The 22,813-nt window shown below is 42.8% G+C and carries 20 protein-coding genes and 1 pseudogene; all 21 read right to left on the bottom strand.

The window, feature by feature from the left end:
- Nucleotides 1–23: 23 nt before the first annotated feature.
- The 21 genes and pseudogenes from ACQRBN_RS02815 to ACQRBN_RS02715 all read right to left on the bottom strand — a co-directional run bounded on the left by ACQRBN_RS02815 (nucleotide 24) and on the right by ACQRBN_RS02715 (nucleotide 22,727).
- Nucleotides 24–1,178: a hypothetical protein gene (locus tag ACQRBN_RS02815; protein WP_427737430.1), complete on the bottom strand. Its 1,155-nt coding sequence runs from the start codon at nucleotides 1,176–1,178 to the stop codon at nucleotides 24–26.
- A complete protein-coding gene (locus ACQRBN_RS02810) occupies nucleotides 1,179–1,574 on the bottom strand; it encodes a hypothetical protein (protein WP_427737429.1) in 396 nt (131 codons plus the stop codon).
- A 70-nt stretch (nucleotides 1,575–1,644) separates the two neighbouring features.
- Nucleotides 1,645–2,397, bottom strand: coding sequence for a double zinc ribbon domain-containing protein (locus tag ACQRBN_RS02805; protein WP_427737428.1), 753 nt, complete (start codon nucleotides 2,395–2,397; stop codon nucleotides 1,645–1,647).
- Nucleotides 2,397–4,604, bottom strand: coding sequence for an SF1B family DNA helicase RecD2 (gene recD2, locus ACQRBN_RS02800; protein WP_427737427.1), 2,208 nt, complete (start codon nucleotides 4,602–4,604; stop codon nucleotides 2,397–2,399). Before recD2 ends, ACQRBN_RS02805 begins: the two co-directional genes overlap by 1 nt.
- Nucleotides 4,604–5,593: a rod shape-determining protein gene (locus ACQRBN_RS02795; RefSeq protein WP_427737426.1), complete on the bottom strand. Its 990-nt coding sequence runs from the start codon at nucleotides 5,591–5,593 to the stop codon at nucleotides 4,604–4,606. Before ACQRBN_RS02795 ends, recD2 begins: the two co-directional genes overlap by 1 nt.
- A 193-nt stretch (nucleotides 5,594–5,786) precedes the next feature.
- Nucleotides 5,787–8,630 (bottom strand): excinuclease ABC subunit UvrA, encoded by a 2,844-nt coding sequence (gene uvrA / locus ACQRBN_RS02790; protein WP_427737425.1) that lies wholly within the window; start codon nucleotides 8,628–8,630, stop codon nucleotides 5,787–5,789.
- A 53-nt stretch (nucleotides 8,631–8,683) separates the two neighbouring features.
- Nucleotides 8,684–10,738 carry an excinuclease ABC subunit UvrB gene (uvrB, locus tag ACQRBN_RS02785; protein WP_427737424.1) on the bottom strand — a complete coding sequence of 685 codons (2,055 nt, stop codon included), beginning with the start codon at nucleotides 10,736–10,738 and terminating at the stop codon, nucleotides 8,684–8,686.
- Nucleotides 10,739–11,139: 401 nt separating this feature from the next.
- Nucleotides 11,140–12,093, bottom strand: a complete 954-nt coding sequence (locus tag ACQRBN_RS02780; RefSeq protein ID WP_427737423.1) for a site-specific integrase — start codon at nucleotides 12,091–12,093, stop codon at nucleotides 11,140–11,142.
- A gap of 89 nt (nucleotides 12,094–12,182) precedes the next feature.
- Nucleotides 12,183–12,560: a type II toxin-antitoxin system death-on-curing family toxin gene (locus tag ACQRBN_RS02775; RefSeq protein ID WP_427737422.1), complete on the bottom strand. Its 378-nt coding sequence runs from the start codon at nucleotides 12,558–12,560 to the stop codon at nucleotides 12,183–12,185.
- Nucleotides 12,557–12,799: a type II toxin-antitoxin system Phd/YefM family antitoxin gene (locus ACQRBN_RS02770; RefSeq protein ID WP_427737420.1), complete on the bottom strand. Its 243-nt coding sequence runs from the start codon at nucleotides 12,797–12,799 to the stop codon at nucleotides 12,557–12,559. The genes ACQRBN_RS02775 and ACQRBN_RS02770 overlap by 4 nt, the downstream gene beginning before the upstream one ends.
- Nucleotides 12,800–12,911: 112 nt before the next feature.
- On the bottom strand, nucleotides 12,912–13,979 hold the full coding sequence (locus ACQRBN_RS02765) for a VirB4-like conjugal transfer ATPase, CD1110 family (RefSeq protein ID WP_427737419.1): 1,068 nt from the start codon (nucleotides 13,977–13,979) through the stop codon (nucleotides 12,912–12,914).
- A complete protein-coding gene (locus ACQRBN_RS02760; protein WP_427737418.1) occupies nucleotides 13,954–14,169 on the bottom strand; it encodes a hypothetical protein in 216 nt (71 codons plus the stop codon). Before ACQRBN_RS02760 ends, ACQRBN_RS02765 begins: the two co-directional genes overlap by 26 nt.
- Nucleotides 14,150–14,965 (bottom strand): hypothetical protein, encoded by an 816-nt coding sequence (locus tag ACQRBN_RS02755; protein ID WP_427737417.1) that lies wholly within the window; start codon nucleotides 14,963–14,965, stop codon nucleotides 14,150–14,152. Before ACQRBN_RS02755 ends, ACQRBN_RS02760 begins: the two co-directional genes overlap by 20 nt.
- Nucleotides 14,966–15,026: 61 nt before the next feature.
- A complete protein-coding gene (locus ACQRBN_RS02750) occupies nucleotides 15,027–15,620 on the bottom strand; it encodes a type IV toxin-antitoxin system AbiEi family antitoxin domain-containing protein (RefSeq protein ID WP_427737416.1) in 594 nt (197 codons plus the stop codon).
- Between the two features lie 244 nt (nucleotides 15,621–15,864).
- The gene (locus tag ACQRBN_RS02745) at nucleotides 15,865–16,125 is read right to left on the bottom strand and encodes a hypothetical protein (RefSeq protein ID WP_427737415.1); all 261 of its coding nucleotides are present in this window, start codon (nucleotides 16,123–16,125) and stop codon (nucleotides 15,865–15,867) included.
- A 45-nt stretch (nucleotides 16,126–16,170) separates the two neighbouring features.
- Nucleotides 16,171–16,413, bottom strand: a complete 243-nt coding sequence (locus ACQRBN_RS02740) for a hypothetical protein (RefSeq protein WP_427737414.1) — start codon at nucleotides 16,411–16,413, stop codon at nucleotides 16,171–16,173.
- 683 nt (nucleotides 16,414–17,096) lie between these two features.
- Nucleotides 17,097–17,495, bottom strand: a pseudogene (rhuM, locus tag ACQRBN_RS02735) (RhuM family protein); the annotation flags it as partial.
- Between the two features lie 142 nt (nucleotides 17,496–17,637).
- A complete protein-coding gene (locus ACQRBN_RS02730) occupies nucleotides 17,638–19,176 on the bottom strand; it encodes a nitrite/sulfite reductase (protein WP_427737413.1) in 1,539 nt (512 codons plus the stop codon).
- A gap of 117 nt (nucleotides 19,177–19,293) precedes the next feature.
- Nucleotides 19,294–20,700 (bottom strand): SPFH domain-containing protein, encoded by a 1,407-nt coding sequence (locus ACQRBN_RS02725; RefSeq protein ID WP_427737412.1) that lies wholly within the window; start codon nucleotides 20,698–20,700, stop codon nucleotides 19,294–19,296.
- Between the two features lie 17 nt (nucleotides 20,701–20,717).
- Entirely contained in the window at nucleotides 20,718–21,587 is an 870-nt protein-coding gene (locus ACQRBN_RS02720; RefSeq protein ID WP_427737411.1) for a TPM domain-containing protein, read from the bottom strand.
- A 33-nt stretch (nucleotides 21,588–21,620) separates the two neighbouring features.
- Nucleotides 21,621–22,727: a hypothetical protein gene (locus ACQRBN_RS02715; protein ID WP_427737410.1), complete on the bottom strand. Its 1,107-nt coding sequence runs from the start codon at nucleotides 22,725–22,727 to the stop codon at nucleotides 21,621–21,623.
- Nucleotides 22,728–22,813 lie beyond the last annotated feature (86 nt).

Genomic DNA, 22,813 nt, shown 5'->3' with positions numbered 1-22,813 from the left:
CCTTCTTTTTATTTATCCTATTCTTAGTCTTTCAGATTAAGATCTTTTCTAAGACTCTGTGTGAGAAGCATCTTATCCACTTCCCTCATATCATGTTTCTTTGTGACAGGTCCTTTTTTGGGAGAACGCTTTCTACTGCTCTTTTCACTCCCATGTGCTACAGCTTTCTTCTCCGCCATTTTGTCCGGTGTCTTAACAGATACAGCGCCAGAATTCCTCCGGACTGCCTCTGTATCTATGATCTCCGTCTCCTGTCTCTCATTAATCCTCTTTACTGTCTTCTCCGGTGTCGCAACAAATACCTTCGGAACAGCCTTCACATAATAATAATACTCATCGTCTTCATACTGCAAGTTCTCACTTCTCGCATAATCCACTGAGAAAAAGAACAACTCCAATACCAAACCAACCAGTATAGAAGCAATACTTCCTCCAATCAGTGCTCCGTAAGAAGTATGTACTCCTAAAACCATGTCTCCTACAACAATCACGATTACATCTGCAACCGCTCCTGCAAGAATTGCAGCCTTCCATGCATGATCTATAGATGTCCTGCGCAGGGTATATACCACGAACAGACAGATGACAAACGCTACAATCACAATCCACATCTCTTTATTCTGGAACACCTGCTTTGCATAATCTGTTCCCTGTGACAGCATGCTCTTCGCATCAGCCCCCGAAATATTCGCCGAAGCCTTCTTAACATACTCCATCATATAGTATACAATCGTTCCGCATGCAACTGCTACCAGGCTGATCGGAGTTGCAACCAGGCCGCATACCACCGGAATCACATATGGAATCTTCAGGAAGAAAGCAATCGGTGTAAGCAGAACAATCAGTGCCATCTTCGGTGTGAGCCTCAGATAGAATATATACATAATCAGGAATATGACTGCCGTCACGATCAATATTCCCAACGACACTGAGAACATATGAGCCAGAATCAGAACCGTCGCCATCACAATCGTTAATGACAAAGGCAAAAACGTGCAGATCACTGCCAATGCTAATGCTGCTACCGGCGAAGCCGCTGCTTTCATGAAGCCTACATTATGGTTAATCACCGAGAACGTCACCATTGCCAGCACAAATTGGCACACCTTGTCGAACACTTTTGAATTCCTGGCATATAATTCCTGTAACCGTCCGCGAAGTACATATATACTATCCATCTATCTATTCTCCTTTTTATACATCTTAAGTAGTCTTGTCAGATTATGGTTATACTTCTTCACCCGCTGTCTCGCATCCTTATGCTTCTGATTATACACATGGCTGGAAATAAGTGCATAGATAATAACCAGTGAAATATAGCCTAACAGAAACATGGCTGCCAGCATCAATATCAGCCCATTGGACATATTCTCAAGCAGTTCTTCCAATCCTGCCAATACCAGCATTCCCACAATACATATATATCCCACAGTAACCCAAAGAACCGAGCATATCGTATGGAAACTCGCATAATCCTTACGGTAGTATGCACTGATCTTAAAATCTTCCTTTCCCTGTGTCTGTTCGTAGAAAGCAAGACGGGTCATGAGTTTTACCTTTTTTTCATCTAACATAATCCACCTCAAAATGTTGCAATATTCTGCTTTATTATCCAATTAAACATCATTTTTAGTATAACAAATATCAGTACCCTTGTCCAATACTTATAGTTAAAAAATAAACTTTTTCCACCCCGTTCTGTTTCAACACTTCTGCCGCCGCGTCAATCGTATTCCCTGTTGTATAGATATCATCAATCAGAAGCACTGTAGAAGCAGGATATACTGCCCACTTCAAAGCAAATGCCTTCCGCAGATTCTTCTTTCTCTCGCTATGGCTCAATATCTTCTGGGGACTGGTAGCAATCCTTCGAACCAGACTCTTTTCATCCACCGGTATCTGCAATCTTCTTCCCAGTTCTCGGCTTACAATTTCTGCCTGATTATAACCTCTCTTCTTCCTGCGCTTTTTATGAAGGGGAATCGGAATGATAAGATCTGGATTCCATCTTTTTATCATATGACCATAACAGCAGATTAATTCCTCGGTATAATGAATTCCATATCTTCTTTGATTGTGATATTTGAACTGATAGATCGATGTGCTGACAGGCGCCTTATGAAGCCACAGACTAAGCCCCTGGTCATAATGATGCCGGGTATGCATACAGTCATGACAATATTCCTGCTCCACATGGCGGATAGGCTTGCCACACTGCATACATCTGGGTTCCCTTATTCTGAGCATCTCTAGTTTCCTTCTGCATATCGTACAGATTCCCTGACTGCTAGCCTTGCCGCAGAACGGACACACCTCGGGCCACAGCCAGGCGCTGATAATATTCCATATACTTGTTAAAATCTCTCTGATATTTCTTTGACTTCTTGAATTTCTCACTACAATTCCCGGATTCGTTCTGCAAGGCTTGTATTGCGATCCTGTTCATTCGTATTGCGGATCATCTCCTGGAATACGGAATCACTTCCCACCAGCGTTACGCAATGCCTTGCCCTTGTGACAGCAGTATACAGCAGATTCCTGTGATACAGCTGTCTTGGCCCCTGCAGCAGCGGAATCACTACTGCCGGATATTCACTCCCCTGAGACTTATGTATGGTAATCGCATAGGCAAGTTCCAGTTCATCCAGCAATTCATACGGATACTTCACCCTGCGCTTCTCATCATATTCCACAATCACCGTCTCTTCATACGTATTAATCTCTTTGATGATTCCCATATCACCATTGAAGATTCCCTGTCCCTTGTCGATCGTCATGCCATACTTGGTTGCGACTTCCCACTCTAACTGATAATTATTCTTGATCTGCATGACCTTATCCCCTTCGCGGAACAGCCGGTCTCCATACTCTTTTTCCGTCTTTCCCGGTTCCGCAGGATTCAGATATTCCTGCAGGATACGATTCAGGCGTTCAACTCCCAGAAGTCCTTTTCTCATAGGAGTCAGGACCTGGATATCATATGGCTTCGCATTCACATACTTCGGCAGTTTCTTCTGAATCAGCGTAATCACGACACTGATGATCACGTTGGCATCCTGCCTCTTCAAGAAGAAGAAATCCCGGCTCTTATTATCCAGCACCACTTCCTCTCCACGGTTAATCTTATGGGCATTCACAACGATATCACTCTCTCCGGCCTGCCGGAAGATCTTAGTCAGCATCACCACCGGAAAACAATGTGCATCGATAATATCCTTCAGGACACTTCCAGGTCCCACACTCGGCAGTTGGTTACGGTCTCCCACCAAGATCAACCTGGTTCCCGGTACGATTGCTCCCAAGAGCGCATACATCAAAGGCAGATCCACCATGGACATCTCATCTATAATGATCACATCTGCTTCCAAAGGATTCTCTTCATTACGCTGGAACCCATTCACACTGTCATCCTCCGGATTCCCACTGACCTCCAGAAGACGGTGGATCGTCTGTGCCTCATATCCGGTGGTCTCTGTCATCCGCTTTGCGGCCCGTCCGGTAGGAGCCGCCAGATAGATATCCATTCCTTCACTCTCGAAGAAATGAATCATAGCATTGATGGTTGTCGTCTTTCCGGTTCCCGGTCCACCTGTCAGTACCATCACGCCTCGCCTGACAGACTCCATTACAGCCATCCGCTGCATCTCGTCCAGATACAGCCCTGTATTCTCTTCAATGGCATGAAGCCTGCGTTCAAGACTGTCTTCTGCCACATCGCAGGTCACATTCAGGTCATACAGCATCTTCGCCACATTCATCTCCATATAATAGTAATGAGAAGAATAAACCCTCATGCCATCCGCTGCATTCTTCATGACAATCTTCTTCTCCATCGCAAGATCCATCAGATATTTCTCAATATCCCGAATCTCAACCTCCAGAAGCTCGCTTGCTTTTCTCAGGAGCACATTCTGGTTCAGATATACATGCCCATCATTCACGCTCTGTAAAAGAGTATAGAAAATACCGCTGCGAATGCGGTAGTCAGAATCCGTATGGATTCCAACCTTCGATGCGATCTCATCAGCGGTCTTAAAACCAACTCCTGACACATGGTCAGCAAGCTGATATGGGTTCTCCTCTATAACACGGTATACATTCTGCCCGTAATGCTGGTATATCCTGGCAGCCAGGGCAGTCGATATCCCGTACTTCTGCAGATAGATCATCGCCTGGCGCATATCCTTCTTCTCTTCTACCTGCACGGCGATCTCTCGTGCTTTGCGCTCGCTGATTCCTTTGATCTCAGCCAGGCGCTCAGGCTCTTCCTCGATAATCCGGAAGGTATCTTCTTTGAACTTCTTAACAATCCTTCCTGCCAGCGCTGCACCTACACCTTTTACAGCACCTGATCCCAGGTAGCGTTCAATCGATACCAGATCTTCTGGCTCACAGACTTCCGAAGTCTCTGCCTTAAACTGAAGCCCATACAGTTTATGGGTTGTATACTCTCCCTCCAGTCTCAGCAGTTCTCCCTCTTCAATATAGTGAAAATTCCCTACACAGGTCACTTCACCGTCATCATTATTCAAGTGAAACACCGTATACCCATTATCTTCATTCCGATATACAATATGCTCAACATATCCTTTAATACTGTCCATTAGAATTCTCTTCGTCCACTCATTAATTCTACAAACTGTCCTGTACCGATTGCAACTACCTTCATCGGATCATCTGCAGTCATGGTATTAATCCCTGTCTTCTCCTCAATCAGTTCTTCCAGACCTCTTAACATAGCCCCACCACCGGTCAGCATGATTCCACGATCCAGAATATCCGCGGATAACTCCGGTGGCGTCCTCTCCAGCACGTTAATTACTTCTTCCACAATCTGTCCCGTTGGCTCTCTTAACGCCTCCTCCGTCTCAGACGAAGTCACGGTTACCGTCTTCGGAAGACCTGTTACCAGATTCCTTCCTCTTACTTCGATCGCCTCATCCTCGATCAATGGATAGGTTGTACCAATCTTAATCTTAATATCTTCCGCGGTTCTCTCACCGATCAGAAGATTATGCTTCTTGCGCATATATCGTACAATGGCTTCATCAAAATCATCTCCCGCAATCTTAATAGAAGAATTCACCACCGTACCGCCAAGGGAAATCACTGCGATATCCGCAGTACCTCCCCCGATATCCACAATCATATTGCCACAGGGCTTCGAGATGTCGATTCCTGCACCTATCGCTGCTGCCACCGGCTCTTCAATCAGATTCACTTCTCTTGCGCCTGCCGCATAGGTTGCTTCTTCCACCGCTTTGCGTTCCACTTCCGTGACTCCGCTTGGCACACAGATACTGATTCTTGGTTTTTTGAATGTCCTTTTTCCCAACGCTTTCTGTACAAAATACTTGATCATCTTCTCTGTCACCGTATAGTCCGAGATGACTCCCTGACGGAGCGGGCGGACAGCCACGATATTCCCAGGTGTTCTTCCAAGCATCAGGCGAGCCTCTTCGCCAATCGCCTTTATCGCATTTGTATCTCTGTCATAAGCAACCACAGATGGCTCCTTCAATATGACGCCTTTCCCCTTCACATAGACCAGGACACTGGCAGTTCCCAAGTCAATTCCAATATCTACTGACATCTTTTTTCCCCTTTCATTATGCTATCTATCTGATTATCATTCGTCCACTTTTTCATAATGAATGCCCGGATGCGTACTGATACATACCGATCCGTGCTCGTTTCATTATAATCAACTTTCCTTAAAATGGAAACCCCTATTTCCTTAAATCTTTGTGAACCTTCTCGACAAATTCCGCACATTCAGGTGACATCTACTTTTTCAGAATAACGTCAATATATTTGCCCGTATAGGACACCGGATTACATGCAACCTCCTCCGGAGTTCCCTTTGCAATCACCGTACCTCCCTTATCTCCGCCTTCCGGACCGATATCTATAATATAATCCGCCGTCTTAATCACATCCAGATTATGCTCAATTACAATTACCGTATTGCCATCCGAAGAAAGTCTGCGAAGTATCTCTGTCAACTTATGAACATCTGCAAAATGCAAGCCTGTCGTAGGCTCATCCAGTATATAGATTGTCTTTCCGGTACTTCTCTTGCTTAATTCTGTCGCAAGCTTAATCCTCTGTGCCTCTCCTCCTGAGAGAGTCGTAGACGGCTGGTCAAGACGGATATAGGAAAGCCCCACATCATACAAGGTCTCCATCTTCCTGCGGATGCTTGGTACATTTTCGAAGAAATGTAATGCTTCTTCTACAGTCATATCCAGGACATCGTAGATACTCTTTCCTTTATATTTTACCTCCAACGTCTCACGATTATAACGTTTTCCACCACAGACTTCACAAGGCACATAGACGTCCGGCAGGAAATGCATCTCAATCTTAAGGATTCCGTCACCACTGCAGGCTTCACATCTTCCGCCTTTGACATTGAAACTGAATCTTCCCTTCTTATATCCTCTTGCCTTGGCATCTGCAGTTGCAGCAAAAAGATCACGGATCAGATCAAAAACTCCCGTATAAGTCGCTGGATTGGATCTGGGCGTACGCCCGATCGGTGACTGGTCGATATTGATTACTTTATCCAACTGATCTATCCCCTGGATATCCTTATGCTTGCCCGGAATGGTTCTTGCGCGATTCAGTTCCCTTGCCAGACGCTTATACAAGATTTCATTGACAAGTGAACTCTTACCGGATCCTGATACTCCCGTTACACAGGTCATCACACCGAGAGGGAATTCCACATCTATGTTCTTCAGATTATTCTCCTGGGCTCCAATTACCTTCAGCCAGCCTGTTGGTGCCTCACGCTTTTCCGGCACCGGGATCTTCACCCTTCCACTTAGGTATGCACCGGTAATGGAATTCTTATTCTTCATAATCTCTTTTGCATTCCCCTGTGCCACCACTTCTCCACCATGTTCACCGGCTCCCGGACCGATATCCACAATATAATCTGCCTCCAGCATGGTATCTTCATCATGCTCGACCACAATAACGGAATTACCCAGATCTCTCAGATGCTTCAGCGTGCCTAATAATTTATCATTATCTCTTTGATGCAGCCCTATACTTGGCTCGTCCAAAATGTACGCAACCCCTACCAGCCCAGATCCAATCTGAGTTGCCAGACGGATTCTCTGCGCCTCTCCGCCAGACAGACTTCCCGTTGCACGGGCAAGCGTCAGATAATCCAAACCAACATCCATCAAAAACTGGATACGGGCATTGATCTCCTTCAGAATCTGCCCACCGATCAGGATCTGCTGCTGGTTCAACTGCAACTGATTCAAGAATCCCTGCAGGCGTTCGATAGACAAGGCTGTCAGTTCCGCAATATTCTTATCGCCAACCGTAACTGCCAGTGCAGCCGGCTTCAATCTCTGCCCTCCACACTCATGACATGGAGTAATCCGCATGAACTCCTCATATTCTGCTTTAGAAGTCTCAGAACCCGTCTCGCGATAGCGACGCTCCACATTACGGATCAATCCCTCAAATGCCACATCATATACGCCCTCTCCACGCTGTCCGCGGTAATGGACTCTTACTTCTTTCCCATTCGTTCCATGGATCAGAACATCATGGATCTCTTTCGGATAATCCTTGAAAGGCGTATCCAGTGAGAAATGATATTCTTTGCTCAAAGCATCCAGAATCGCATAAGTAAAACTCTTCTTATCGTTGCAGGACTGCCATCCCATAACAGTAATCGCGCCTTCCATAATGCTTAATCTCTTATCCGGAATCATCAGATCCTCATCAAATTCCATCTTATATCCCAGTCCGAAACATTCCGGACAGGCTCCAAATGGATTATTGAAAGAGAAACTTCTAGGCTCTATCTCCTCAATACTGATTCCACAATCCGGGCAAGAAAAACTCTGACTAAAATTAATCGGTTCTCCACCGATTACATCGACAATCAGCAAGCCTTCCGCCAATGCCAGAACATTCTCAATCGAATCCGTCAGACGCTGTTCGATTCCCTCTTTCACGACCAGTCGGTCTACAATAATCTCAATATTGTGCTTAATATTTTTATCTAGCGCAATCTCTTCTGACAGTTCATAGAGATTGCCATCTACGCGAACGCGAACATATCCGCTCTTCTTCGCCCGGTCAAATAATTTCGCATGGGTTCCTTTTCTGCCGCGTACGACCGGCGCCAGCAGCTGGATCTTAGTCCGCTCTGGCAATTCCATGATCTGGTCTACCATCTGGTCTACCGTCTGCTTCTTAATCTCCTTGCCACACTTCGGGCAATGAGGAATACCGATTCTGGCATATAAAAGCCGAAAATAATCATAGATCTCCGTTACTGTTCCTACGGTAGAACGAGGATTCCGGTTCGTAGATTTCTGGTCAATAGAGATTGCCGGAGATAATCCTTCAATGCTTTCCACATCTGGCTTCTCCATCTGTCCCAGAAACTGTCTGGCATAGGAAGAAAGGGATTCCATATATCTTCGCTGTCCTTCTGCGTAGATGGTGTCAAAAGCCAGCGATGATTTTCCCGAACCACTTAATCCGGTCAGTACTACCAATTCATCTCTGGGGATATCCAGATCTATATTTTTGAGATTGTGCTCGTTGGCACCTCGTATTTTAATAAATTGTTTGTTGCCTTTTCTCTGTGTCATTAGTCTATCCTTTCGTAGATATCTTCTCTCAACTATTTTTTTACAAACTATTTCTAGTCTGTCATATGTCTTTTTAACTCTACAATCTTATCACGCAATTCTGCAGCTGCTTCGAAATTCAGTTCCGTAGCCGCCTTCTTCATCTGCTTCGTCAGATCTTTGATTAACTTCTCCAGTTCCTGCCTGCTCATAGACTCCGGATCTTTCTCCATCCGCAGTTCTTCTGCTGCCACCTTCTTAGAGATGGCAATCAGATCCCTTACACTCTTCTGGATGGTCTGCGGCGTAATGCCATGTTCCTCATTGTACTGCATCTGTACCTTCCTGCGCCGCTCCGTCTCTTCAATCGCAATACGCATAGAATCTGTCATAGTATCTGCATACATGATAACGTGCCCTTCTACATTCCGGGCAGCACGTCCAATCGTCTGAATCAAGGATGTCTCAGAACGCAAGAATCCTTCCTTATCAGCATCCAGAATCGCCACAAGTGTAATCTCCGGAATATCCAGACCTTCTCTTAGCAGATTAATTCCCACCAGTACGTCAAAAACATCCAGACGCATATCCCGCACAATCTCTGTCCGTTCCAACGTGTCAACATCCGAATGCAGATAACGGACACGAATGCCCAGTTCCCGCATATAATCCGTCAGATCCTCTGCCATGCGCTTTGTCAGAGTTGTAATCAAGATCTTATTCTTCTTCACAATCTCCTTATTCACTTCACCGACCAGGTCGTCAATCTGCCCCTCTACCGGACGCACTTCCACCTCAGGATCAAGCAGCCCTGTCGGACGGATGACCTGTTCTGCTCTTAAGAGTTCATGCTGCTCTTCGTATGGTCCCGGGGTCGCAGATACGAATAGTACCTGATCTATCTTACTTTCAAATTCCTCAAAACTCAAGGGGCGGTTATCTTTTGCTGATGGCAGACGGAATCCATATTCTACCAATGTAGATTTTCTGGACTGGTCCCCATGATACATGCCCCCGACCTGCGGTACTGTCTTATGAGACTCATCAATCATCATGATAAAGTCATCCGGGAAATAATCAATCAGTGTATGGGGCGGCTGCCCTGGCGCCAAACCTGTCAGATGCCTTGAGTAGTTCTCGATGCCGGAGCAGAAGCCTGTCTCACGCATCATCTCGATATCAAAATTCGTACGCTCAGAGATTCTCTGGGCTTCTAATAGTTTTCCCTCGCTCTTGAAAAACCGAATCTGTTCTTCCAGTTCTACTTCAATTCCTTGGATTGCTTTTTCCATATTTTCCTTGGATACTACATAATGTGACGCCGGAAAGATTGCAACGTGGTTCAGTTCATTCTTCACTTCTCCTGTCAAAACATCGATCTCTGTAATTCTATCCACTTCATCTCCGAAGAATTCAATCCGGTATGCCAGATTCTCACTTAATGCAGGAATAATCTCCAGTACATCTCCATGCACTCGGAAGGTTCCACGCTTAAAATCCATCTCATTACGATCGTACTGGATATCAATTAATTTTCTAATAACTTCGTCTCGATCTTTGATCATGCCTGGACGTAAGGAAACGACCATCTCTTGATAATCAATCGGACTACCAAGACCATAGATACAGGATACGCTGGCAACGATGATAACATCCCGACGTTCTGACAGCGCTGCTGTGGCAGAATGACGAAGTTTGTCGATCTCGTCGTTGATGGAAGAATCCTTGGCGATATAGGTGTCGGAGGAGGGGACGTAGGCTTCGGGTTGGTAGTAGTCGTAGTAGGACACAAAATACTCCACCGCATTCTCCGGGAACATCTCTTTGAATTCCCCGTATAACTGTGCTGCAAGTGTTTTATTATGTGCAATTACCAGCGTTGGCTTTTGCAGCTCCTGAATCACATTTGCCATTGTAAAAGTCTTGCCGGAACCCGTAACCCCTAGTAAAGTCTGGCATTGATTGCCTTCGTTGAATCCCTTGACCAGTTCTGCTATCGCCTGCGGCTGATCTCCTGTGGGCTGATATGGGGCATGTAATTTAAAAGCATGTCCGCTTTGCGGGCTGCTTTTATGAGCAAGTAGCTGACTTTGGTCAGCGTATTGCGAATGTCCTTGTTCTCTATTCATCAATCCACCTCCATTTGTGACCAACACTCGAAAACAAGCTTTCTCGTTGTCGCGACATTCGTCAAATGTTTCTGCAAGCAGAACATTTTCCTCATTGTGACCGCGCAAAAAGTTTGTCTATTCGCCCAAAATTCGTGTAATTTGGATTTCAATTCGTGTAAAATGCCCTTTTAAGGCTGGCGAATAGTAGTTAAAATGCCAATTACACGAATGAAGGTCACAAAACCGTATTTTTGAAACTAAATAACACTACAAAATACGAAATAACACGGTTAGTATTTACCAGTTACTCGGATTTCAATTATATCATATGCAACAAGAAAAGTACAGAGCAAATCGAACCTTTGTTCTGTACTTTCATGGTAGATTTTCTTATTCTGATTTTAGGTCACAAATTTTATCTAACTGAGGAATGAATTAATATCATCTAAATATCCATCTTCTGAAAAATCTGTATTACTTTCGTTATCCTGTGGTACAACATCGTCTATGAACGGTTGCAATTCATCCAAACAATCCTCTATAATTTCTGCTGTATCTCCGTAAACATCAATCGTAATAATCTCTTTTGCGTGTCCCATTAACTGTGAGACTGCTTTAGGATTGAAATCGTTTTTCAAAAGGACAGTACAGAAAGTGCTTCGCAAATCGTGCCATCTGATGTCCGGTAAATTATTATCTCTTAGCAGTTTCTTATAATGTGGGAAATGGTAATCCTTGCTTCTGGGACGCCCATACGAGGAACAGCAGATATAATCCAAATTCTGAAAAGTAGTGCTTCTTCTCCTGCGATTCTTCTCGTAAGTTTTTCGTTCCTCCAAAATCGCTTCAAACACATAATCCGGTATAGGTATTATTCGATAACTGGATTGTGTTTTTAAACCGATTTCCTGCTTTGTAAATGTCTTTGCCGGAAAATCTTCTGCTATGGTATTCGGTTTCTTTCCTAACTGCCTCTGAACTTTCAATGTTCTGTTAATATAGTCAATATCAGAATATTTCACTCCATTTATCTCACAGCGCCTTAATCCCAACAGAACAGCAAACAAGACTTGCATATGAATCGGTGTTCCTTTACTTGCCTCAATAAGTGTTAAAATCTGTTGCACATTCAATGTCTTTTTTTCATCAATACTGCGTGTATGATATTTCTTCTTTTCAACACGTTTTGGTAACTCCACTCCTAAAGTTGGATTAACAGAAATAATCTTTTTATTTATGGCATACCGCATAGAAGTGTTCATAGCAGTTTTTACAAGTCTGGCAACAGAGACGGAAACTGCTGCTTCTTCATTGTAAAGAGTCTGTACATGACTCCGCTTAATTTCCGTCATCTTCATTTTCCCAGCACCCATGTTTTAGCCTCCTTTTCTGAACGCAAAAAAGACGCATGAAATGGTAACATCTCACACGCCTTAATGCTTTTTTCGCTCAATCTTATATTTTATTTTTGGTGTCTGATAATCCACTGTAAAAGATCATCTGCATGAATCTTTCCGGCTGCCAGTGCTAAAATAGTATCGCTCAGTTCTTTCTGGCTATATGATAATTCATAACCATTCAGCGCCAGAAATACCAGCATCACATGCGTTCCGATCCTTTTATTTCCATCTATCATCGCATGGTTTTTTACTAAGCCATAACAAAGCTGCGCCGCTTTTGCCTGAACACTCGGATACAATTCTTCGCCCACGAAGGACTGAAACGGATTAGACAATGCAGAATCCAACATGCCCTCGTCCCGGATTCCTTTACTTCCTCCCGTTGTCTCAATCAGGCGTTCATGGAGCATCAGTACCTGTTCTTTTGTTAAAGTAATCATTTTGCAAGCACCTCATATGCCTCCATATTCTGTTTGAGCAGACGTTCCGATATTGCAAGCACATCTTCTGTCGCTGCTGTTTTCTCTTTTTCTGCCTTGCTGAAATCAATCACAAGGTATCGGGGAACATTATTTTTCAAAATTACTGCTGTTCCGTGTTCGTCTACTAATTTCGCCACTCTAGAAAAATTCTGGTTTGCTTCTGTAATGGAAATCATGGTATCGGTATCTATTGTCATTTCTCATGCACCTCGCTTTCATATTTATAGTATATACAAATTCTAGCTAGAATACAACCTATTTCAAAAAATAAGCAAATTCCGTGCTTCAAAATACCTCTACCATTTTTAACTACGTCCGGTTCCGGTTCGCACTGTCCTCCCCCGGCTTGGTTGTCATCAGTTTATACAGCCTCGTATTCTTCGGAAACTTATTGATAAAAGGCACAAGGGAACTTCCGTACTTAATTAAGCCGCATCCTGCGTCCGCATTTGTGATATAACTCATCTGCTCGTTGAAGATGTTCAGTAACTCCGCAAGTTTCTGACGGTCTGATGCCGCCTGATTCAGCATGACAATATACTCACTGTTGGACAGCATGGTGCTGGCAAGCACGGAATCCAGAAGATACTCAACATTCTGCGTGATGGCGTTCGGAAAGGCATTTCTCTTCCGGAACCGTCTCCATGCGGAATTGAAAAATGCGCCGGAATACTCATTTTCAAATACCACATGAAACTCGTCCAGAAAGATATGGGTACGCTTGCCCTTTTTCCAGTTCTCCGTCACACGGTTTAACATAGCGTCCGTGATAACCAGAAGTCCCATTGTTTTCAACTGCTTTCCTAAATCCATGATGTCATACACCACCATGCGGTTATTCATGTCCACATTGCTCTCATGGGCAAATGCGTCCAGACTTCCGCTTGTAAATAATTCCAGTGCCAGTGCAAGGTCTTTTGCCTCCCGCTCCGGCTGTGCAAGCATTTTTTCACGGAGAACACAAAGCGTAGGAACTGCGCCGCCTCTCCTATAATCCTCATACACATCTCCGGTACAACAGTCAATGATAGATTTCTCCTTTGCACTGACACCTTTTTTATCCAACTGTTCAAACAAAGACAATACAAACTCGGACTTATCAATGACCGGATTTCCACCGTCTCCATATCCCTCTACCTGCTCTGCGTTCATTCCATGATACTTCACAAATCCCATCGCCGCAAACGGGGCAGCCCCCAAAATGCACACCCAACTTACTGTTTCCGTTCCCAAATGCGGGCGTAACAAAAAATATAGCCCGACAGCAACGCCGCAGGCTAAAATTGAAAAAATAAACTGCCGCAATGACAGCCCGAAAAACATGGATTCCGTATAATTGCGGATCTCCCGGTTAATTTTTACTATACTTGTACTCACTTTCTACCAAATCAAAAAATCTATTTAACTTTTCCAAAATTCCTATTGCAGTCATACTATGTAAAAATCCTTTGTTTCTCAAATCCGATTTTGTTCTAAGTCCATTAAATGCAATACAGTTAATTATTTGAATATCACTAAGTTCCGTAACTGTTTTCCTCATACTATTGCTAGGAATTGAATTTATCATAATTGGTTACATCCTTTTGAAATTTAGAAATCATTTCCCTTACTTTATCCTGTATTGACAATTCCTCATCAAAATGATGTACTGCCTTGGAAAATTTTAAGATTGGATCAACATAAAATATTGAATAGTCTTCCTGCATAACAAAATCTGTATTATTTTGTATGAAGAGCATTTCTGTACTTTGAGAAGCCCGCTTTAACGCACCAGATATAAACTTCTCATCTGGTTTCTGTGTATATCTTAAATCAATGACATTTAATAATTCATTACAGAAGTCTTCAATTTGCTCTGTTTTTATATTCGGATAAGAATATTTAATCATGATCTGTACCACTTTATCTATATTAGGGAACAGCATATTATAAAATGTTGTTTTCAATCTAAAGTAATCAAATCCAAACTCGCTAATTTCATCTGGTGTCGTAATCGAATCTAATATCTCTACAATAGTATAGAAAAAATTGTTTACATGTGAATAATGTATATATAAATCATAATCTGAAAACAATTCAATTAGGGCTGTCACCCTTTTCATTCTCATACATTGCAAAAAATCTTTTCCTTTAAACAACCTCTTACTCTTTAGTTCATTTACATTATTTTGAAGTTTTAATCGTTGTTTTAACTCTTCAAAAGGAATCTGAAATTCTGTTTTGCTTGCAATTCCTGCTAACACAAAATCTGCTCGAAAATCATGATTAAAATCCGTTTTCTCTGAATCTAGCCAAAACTTTCTACAATTATTACTTTCATCATAATAAAAATGAATTTCTTCTTCTGCGTTTACTCCCCACATTTCTAAACACCTTTTGTTAAATTTCTTACTAACGCTTTCAACTGTCTTGAAGTTCTAATCATTATAACAATACCTCCAAATATGGTCTTAAAAGTTTTTCCACTCGAAACTCTTTTGCATATCGCATAAGTTGTGGCAGATTTTTTTCTTTACTTCGCATATATTCCTTTATTGCTGACTGTAAATCCTGAATCTCTACATTATTTCGACTGCGTAATAAGTCACACACGGTACGTTCCGCATTGTACGCTTTCACAGGATGTCCCTCTGGTGATTCTACTTTCACTACCCCCAAATCCAAAAGTTCTTTTTTTACCCGATATACTTTTACTTTCTGTTCTTCCATACTTTTTGCATGGTATCCTGCTTTTACAGTAATCGTAAATTGCAACGGCTCTCGTTCTGCCATTCCTAACAAATAAAGTGAAGTTTCATGCGAAAAAATAATTTGGGGATACCTCATTTGTAATAAATAAAAAGGATCTGCCCATGCGTCCGATGACAAGTAAATTCCTTTTGCCACACGTTCTAACCCTACTTTCTTTGCATATTCCATGAAATAAGTCTTTGAAATCCCCGCCTCAACCACATCAGAAGTCTGAAGAATTCCATTCTTTTTATATAACATGTCATCTAATTTTTCTTTTTTATTCATTTTTCACCACCTGACTTTCACACATTTATTACACTTCATTATTGTGTGGAAGTAAACTTTTTATTCCAAGCAAAAGAAAATTTTTCTACTATTTCAAGTTTAATAACTCCATCAACTCCCACATCCCCCGACACCCCAACAAATACATCTGCAACATTTCCATTGACATTCTATCGACTTCCAATGCCCAAAATCTCTCGGTAAAACTCGGAATCTTCCTCCAATTTCATATAACACGTTCTTTCTATTTCTCGTCCGGCTCCTCGTCCATCATAACCTTATCGCTCTTCCCCACATCAAGTAAAGCGTTCAGTTCCCCCAGCCGCTCTGTCTTTTCTGCCAGTTCCTGCTCCTGTGGGAACTCTTTAACAGCCTCCACTTTTGCGGTTTCAAGCTGCGCTTTCAGCGTCTCCAGACGTTCCCGGCTGTGGGACAGGTTGTCGGAAAACTTCTGCGCTGTCTTTGAATCCTTCCGGAAAGGTGTATGCTCTTTTATCCATAACAAGATAAAGAGTGACATTTCCTGAACGTTGGTATTCTGCCAAAGCATTTATACAACGGGAATAGGTTGCACACCATTCTTCTGCTTGATTTTAGATGACATGGAATAATGATCTTCTAAAAACTGTAATCCAAAGTCCATGCTGAAAGAATCTGTGCCGTGTTCTTCGGCGTAAAGTAAAAGTTGCTTTGTAAGAGTTTTAAATACGTTTTGGTAATAGTTAGATGCACCTGCCTGAATGAGCGCTTCCTTAGTCTGGTTGATTAGTTGCTGCAAAGTTGAATTTTCCACCTTGTGTACCTCCTTTCTGATTCGCAATAGCAATTATTTTGCAATTTGACATCACGGTTTACCTCCTTCCTTGAAAATTTAATAGCCACTCCTTTATGGAAAATGGCTATGTATAAAAAAGGACATGAAAAAAGCCGACTGATTCTCATTCTGGAAACCAATCGGCTATGTATCTTTATATAAACATTGTATTATTTATCAGTATCAGAAGGCTTCCATCCTTCCTTGTAATGAGCAGAAAGTATCCAATTATGCTTTCCGGGTACAAAATAGAGTTCTCCGTTCCTTTCTATGTACCATCTATCTCAGTCCAATCCATTATTATTCATATGATCTACAATCCAACCTCGTTTTGTCATTTCATCTAAGACTTCTTTTCATACCATTTTTCCAATTCTTCATCCGTTATATTTGCAACATATACAGATGCATTATTTCCTTCTTTATTTTGTCGAATATGCATCTTATTTAGAAGATAACCTATGTTACTTTCTAAAGTTGAATTCACCTTAGAGCATTTATATCTTCAGCGTGTATTTTCATCTCATGATATGTAATACCTAAATGCTTTCTTATTTCTTCACAACTTGTACACCTTCCCCTATATTTCCAATTTCGAATACAATATTGATCTATAATCTCCTCCAGTGCCCAACCATTTATAGAATTTTCTAATATAATTCCTCTATTTTATCAAGCTGATACGTGATATTTACTAGCCTGTTCAGACGAGATAATTCTTTCTCATTTAAATAATTTTTTGCAATTTCAATATCACGTTTTAAAACCTTACCATTAGGAGCATCTTTCCATGTAGTTAACCCCATTGCAGTTTTTTCTGAATCAGCACGTTCATATATCAGTTCTGCAGCAGTCTTGCCCGTAACCGCAAAATGCAATTTGTTCTGGACAAAGGCATAGAAATTCTTTGTGATTTCACTGTTTTTATCATAATCATAACTGCATTGTTCAAAAACATCCGTGATTTTTTGATAAGTTCTTCGCTCACTTGCCCTAATCTCACGGATACGTTCCAACAATTCATCAAAATAATCTTTTCCAAAAGGTTTCCCATTATTGAGTGGCTTATATCTCTCACGCTTTCCGGACTCAACCGAACCGCAACCATCAAAAAAGAAGAGGTCCGCCATCTGAGACCTCTTCTTCTAATATCATATGCTATCTAATATTTTAATTATAAATAATTTTTAATACAAATAACTTTTAGTACAGATACTTATCCGCAATCTCCTTCAACCCTTCCGGCTTCTTCGCAAACCACTCAGCAAAAGTAGTTCCTTCTGCCTGAACTGCCTCTCCCAGTTCTACGAAGAATGCAGGCATGTCCTTCTGAAGCATCATGCCCCACTGCTCGCCGAAACGCTCATTCCCCTCTTCATCGTTACCGTTCACATGGAAAGTAAATGCAGGCTCTACCACATCATTCACTCTCTTAACTCCGCCGTGGAAGCCAAGTGTTCCGATCTGATGTGTACCACAAGAAGATGTACATCCGGAGATATGAATTCTTGGCAATACGCCATCTGCAAAATCATGTTTTCTCACTTCTTCTATAATCGCTGCAAGCGCACCCTGAGAATCACGAAGACCAATCTGGCAAATGGTTGCACCGATACAGGATACAGATGTCTCAAAGAGATTCTTTGCCCCATCCTCTGTCACTGCCAGGACTCTCTCTGCCTCTTCGCCATTCAAATTGATAATATAGATGGTCTCATCCGGTGCAATGCGGACTTCAACGTCATCCATATCCTCAATCACTTCATAGAGTTCTGCGAATTTTGTAACTGCCGGTACACCGCCGATCGGATGATAAGCAACCGCATAGAGTCCATCCTGTTTTTGAGCAATCACACGCTCATCGGAGATGGTTACGCCATTTCCGCTCTTAGTAACTGGTTCTGCATTTACCTCAATATCCAGTTTCTCAGTCTTCTTTACTTCATCCAGTTTTTCAAGATAAGCTGCCTTATATCCGTCTACTCCCAAAGTTTCCTGCATATAGCGGGTTCTGGCTTTTCCACGGTTCTCATAATTACCATGTGCGACAAATGTATTCACCATAGCCTTGATATAATACAGAATCTCAGATGGCTGGATGCGTTCAGCAACTTTCACGCCCATACGCGGATTGTTTCCAAGACCACCTGCACTGTATACGTCAAATGTGCCATCTTCTTTGGCAACAAATCCAAGATCTCTAAATGTTGCATGAGGTTCATTCGCCGGTGAATTAGAGAAACATACTTTCAATTTTCTTGGCATCTTTACCGTCTTGATGAAGCCCATCAGATAGTCAGAAGCCGCCTCAGCATATGGAAGTACGTCAAAGTATTCTCCTTCTTCTATACCTGATAATGGAGATACCATGACATTTCTCGGGAAATCTCCACCGCCGCCTCTGGTAACGATTCCTACATCCATTGCCTTTTCCATAATTCCACAGACAGCCGCTGCATCCAGATCATGGAACTGTATAGTCTGGCATGTTGTAAAATGTGCCTTCTCTACTCCATACTCAGCAATAGAATCTGCCACAAATTTTAATTTTTCTTTCGTCAATCTTCCGCCCGGCATACGAAGTCTGAGCATACTTGCCGCTCCGCCCTTCTGTGCATAACTTCCGAAGCCTCCGGAGAAACCTTTATAGTCCTTCATACTCACTTCTTTTGCATAGAACTTTTCTGTCATATCACGAAACTCTGCAAGATCTTCTCTGAATTCTTTCATTAATTCTTCCATATCATTCTCTCCTAAGACTATTTTATTTGTTATTATTATATTGAAATAAATAATAAATTTCAATGCTTGGCAAACTTATAATTCGATATATTTTTCTATTAATTATATCAAAATATTTTATTTTATCAAATCTTCATTATCGAACGGATCACCACATTCCGGACAGAATTTCGGCGGTTTTGTCTTATCTTCCGGTTCCCATCCACATTTATCACACCGGTATTGCAATGCCCCTGCAGGCTTTTTCGTTCCACATTCTGTACAGAATTTCCCTTTATTCAAGATTCCGCAAGACGGACATGTCCAACCGTCCGGCAGTATCGGTTTCGGGGAACCGCACTCTGAACAGAATTTTCCCTTATTACCTGTTGCACCGCAAGAGCAGATCCATCCATCTTCCGCTGCTGCCTGCACAGTCCGTCCTGCCTGTGCAAATGGATGATCCTCGTTCTGATTGTACAAATTCTCCTGTCCATTCTGATTCTGTGGATAACCCACTCCCTGTGAATAGTTCTGCTGCCCCATCCGAAACAGATTCTCAGCGTTCATGCCGCCCATATTTCCGGCCATTCCCATCCCCATGAATGCCATTGCTGGTCCTGTACCTGCATTCTTCGCTGCAGACTGCATCGCGGCCGCCTGGGCATTGGTCAGGTGTGCGGCTGCCATCGTCGGGTCTTTCAGTACCGCAGTTCTCTGTAACTCCTTAATATAAGCCTCATCTTCTTCTGACGCTTTTACACTGTTCACGCCAATAGATACAATCTCGATACCACGGATGTTACTCCATTTCTCCGTTAAAATATCCTGCAACGCCTCTGCTAATTCCACCGTATGTCCCGGAAGCGCACTATAACGGATTCCCATCTCCGAGATTCTTGCAAATGCCGGCTGCAAGGCTGTCAGCAGTTCACTCTTCAACTGACTGTCCATATCCTTCGCCATGTATACATTCTCCACATTTCCACAGACATTTTTATAAAATAGAATCGGGTCGCACAAACGATAAGAATATTCTCCAAAGCAGCGGATTGCAATATCCATATCCAGTCCGATATTGCGATCCAGCACGCGGAAAGGCACCGGGTTCGGAGTTCCATATTTATTTCCCATCATTTCCTTGGTATTGAAGAAATACACTCTCTGGTCTTTACCTGTATCTCCACCAAAAGTAAATCGTTTCTTAAATGTGTCCCATGAGCCGCGCAGTCCCTCGCCAAATCCACCATAGAATATGGACGGCTCTGTTGATTTGTCCCATACGAACTCTCCTGCCTCTGCCGAGAATTCCACAATCTTTCCCTGTTCGACGACCATCATACATTGTCCCTCATTGACCGCTATAACAGAGCCGTTACTGATAATGTTCTCCTCGCCATGCTTATTCGAACTTCTCTTGGAAGTCCGTTTTGATGCCTTGGCAACAATCAGCCCCTCTTCCATCGATTCACAATAGAAATACTCTCTCCACTCATCGGCAAGCACGCCTGATGCTGCCCCTATACCTGCTTTCAGCAAACCCATAATCTCTTCCTCCTGACTTAAAATTTACCTTTGGCACCTCCATGCCTTGTTCCACTGCTGCTTCTGTGCGTTGTACTATGCGTCCGGCTTGGTGTTATTCCTCCTGAACCAGAACCCTTTTCCTCCCTCTCAATCGGTCTTCTATGAACCGTGCTGGTAAGGAAGAGTTCCCTGGTTCGAATCTGCGTTCTGGCATCTTCTCGCTGATAGGCATTGGCATTCTTCTGCATATTCGCTGTCTTCATACCAGACTTCATATGTACCATATAGACAATGCTGATCACCAGACCGCTGATCAGCGCCGGCAATATATAGTCGGTTGGCTTTGCAGATTCCTCTGGCTCCCCAGACACTTCCTGCTGTCCTTCTGTTCCCTTTTCATCCGACGATTGAGTTTCAAAAGAGCGCCCGCTCGCAAGACAGCCATCTACTTTATTAAGATATGTATCGAATCCCATGTAATACTGTCCGTCTGCAAAATACTGAGTTGCAATCTCTCCCATATCCTCAAGATCATAATCAGAGAACTTCGTAATGGCATCTCCCTGCGTCGAGATTGCCCATTCTCTGTCATTCATTTCCAGTACGAATAAGATTCCCGATTTTGAATCACCTATACCATATCCCGGATTCTCCAGCAGCAGATCTGCTTCCTCCTGAATATCCGATGCTTGTTTCTGGTATTCTGTTACAAGCACTACATCCGTCTGATACTGCGTCACCATCTCCGTAATCTTAGCCGACAATTCTGCTTCTTCTGTTTCTGTAAGCAAATCCGCATTATCAATTACCTTAGGCAATGCTCCCTCTTCACTTGCAATCGCCGGCAACACATTCGAAAGCATCAGACAACAGACCATTATTACTATAAATCGTATCTTCTTCATATGATTTTCCTTTCCTGCACTTTCTGTCATCTGTTATAAAATATAAAGCAAAACCAATAACAACAGATAGACTATCACACTGCTTCCGACAAAGATACCAAACGCATATTTCCAGAACACTCCTTTATCTACAGGCAGTTCTCCTGTTAGTTTGCCCGTCTGTCCATTCATGGCAAACTGGTAGATTGTATCTTTATATTTTACCTTAATCACCCATACCGGCAACAATGCATACTGAACCTTTCCTTTTGTGCAGCCAATTCTTGAATTTCTCGGCATCACAATACTATACTTGCCTCGATTCACCGATTGATCCAGAAGTTCATCAAAACTGGTCTTGATACGGTCCTCCGCCCTTTTCCGGCTCTCTTCCTTCGTGACGTCGTATTTTTGTGCCTCATAACCGGACAAATATCCTTCGTCAAAAGGGATTGCCTTTTCCATATCATATGGTTCGATGGATTCCATATAAGCATCATCCATTACAATCGAACCATCCACCGGCACATAATCAAAATTCACCTTTCCTTCACTGGTTACCAGATAAAAATCCGTCTTGGTGTATTCAAATGAACTGTCTCTCCACTTACGGATTCTCTGGGCATCATAGTTCACACTTCCCTCTGCCTCACAACTAAAGAGCCAGAATGGAACATAGATTCCTGTAATCTCCTGGATTCTCTGATCCGACTGGAATGCTTTCGGAAGAAGCGGCTTTCCTTGACAGAAGGTTTTATAAGCCTTTTTTGCCGTCTCTTGATCCAGCCTAAACGGAATGATCAGATCTGGGCGGAATTCTCCCGATATCTGTCCCGGAAGAATAACCGGACTGTCACAGTAAGGACAGGTTGTTGCTGCAGTAGTCGTATGCGCGTCAATCTCTCCTCCACAGGATGGACAAGTATAGATCTTCTCGCCGTCTTCCTCTCTTACACTCCATTCTCTGGAATTCTGGGATTCTTCCTCTCCCCATTCGTAGGTATCTCCCTTCTCCTCTGCCGACTTTACCACATCGACATATTCCTGATAGGTCTTCATATCAATCTCTGTGTCACAGGATGGGCAGTGAAGTTTCTGCCGATCACTGCTGAACACCAGATTACCGCCACAATTCGGACATTTATATCCTTTTATGCTCATAATGATTGCTTACCTTTCTTTTGCCTTTTCTATCGTTGAGAATAGTATAACATGTTTCATGCAATTGGGGACGGGGGTTTTTTCAA

The organism is Bariatricus sp. SGI.154, assembly GCF_050313795.1.
In the GTDB taxonomy this organism is placed as follows: domain Bacteria; phylum Bacillota; class Clostridia; order Lachnospirales; family Lachnospiraceae; genus CAMBRQ01.
This window is presented reverse-complemented; position numbering and strand designations above follow the sequence as displayed.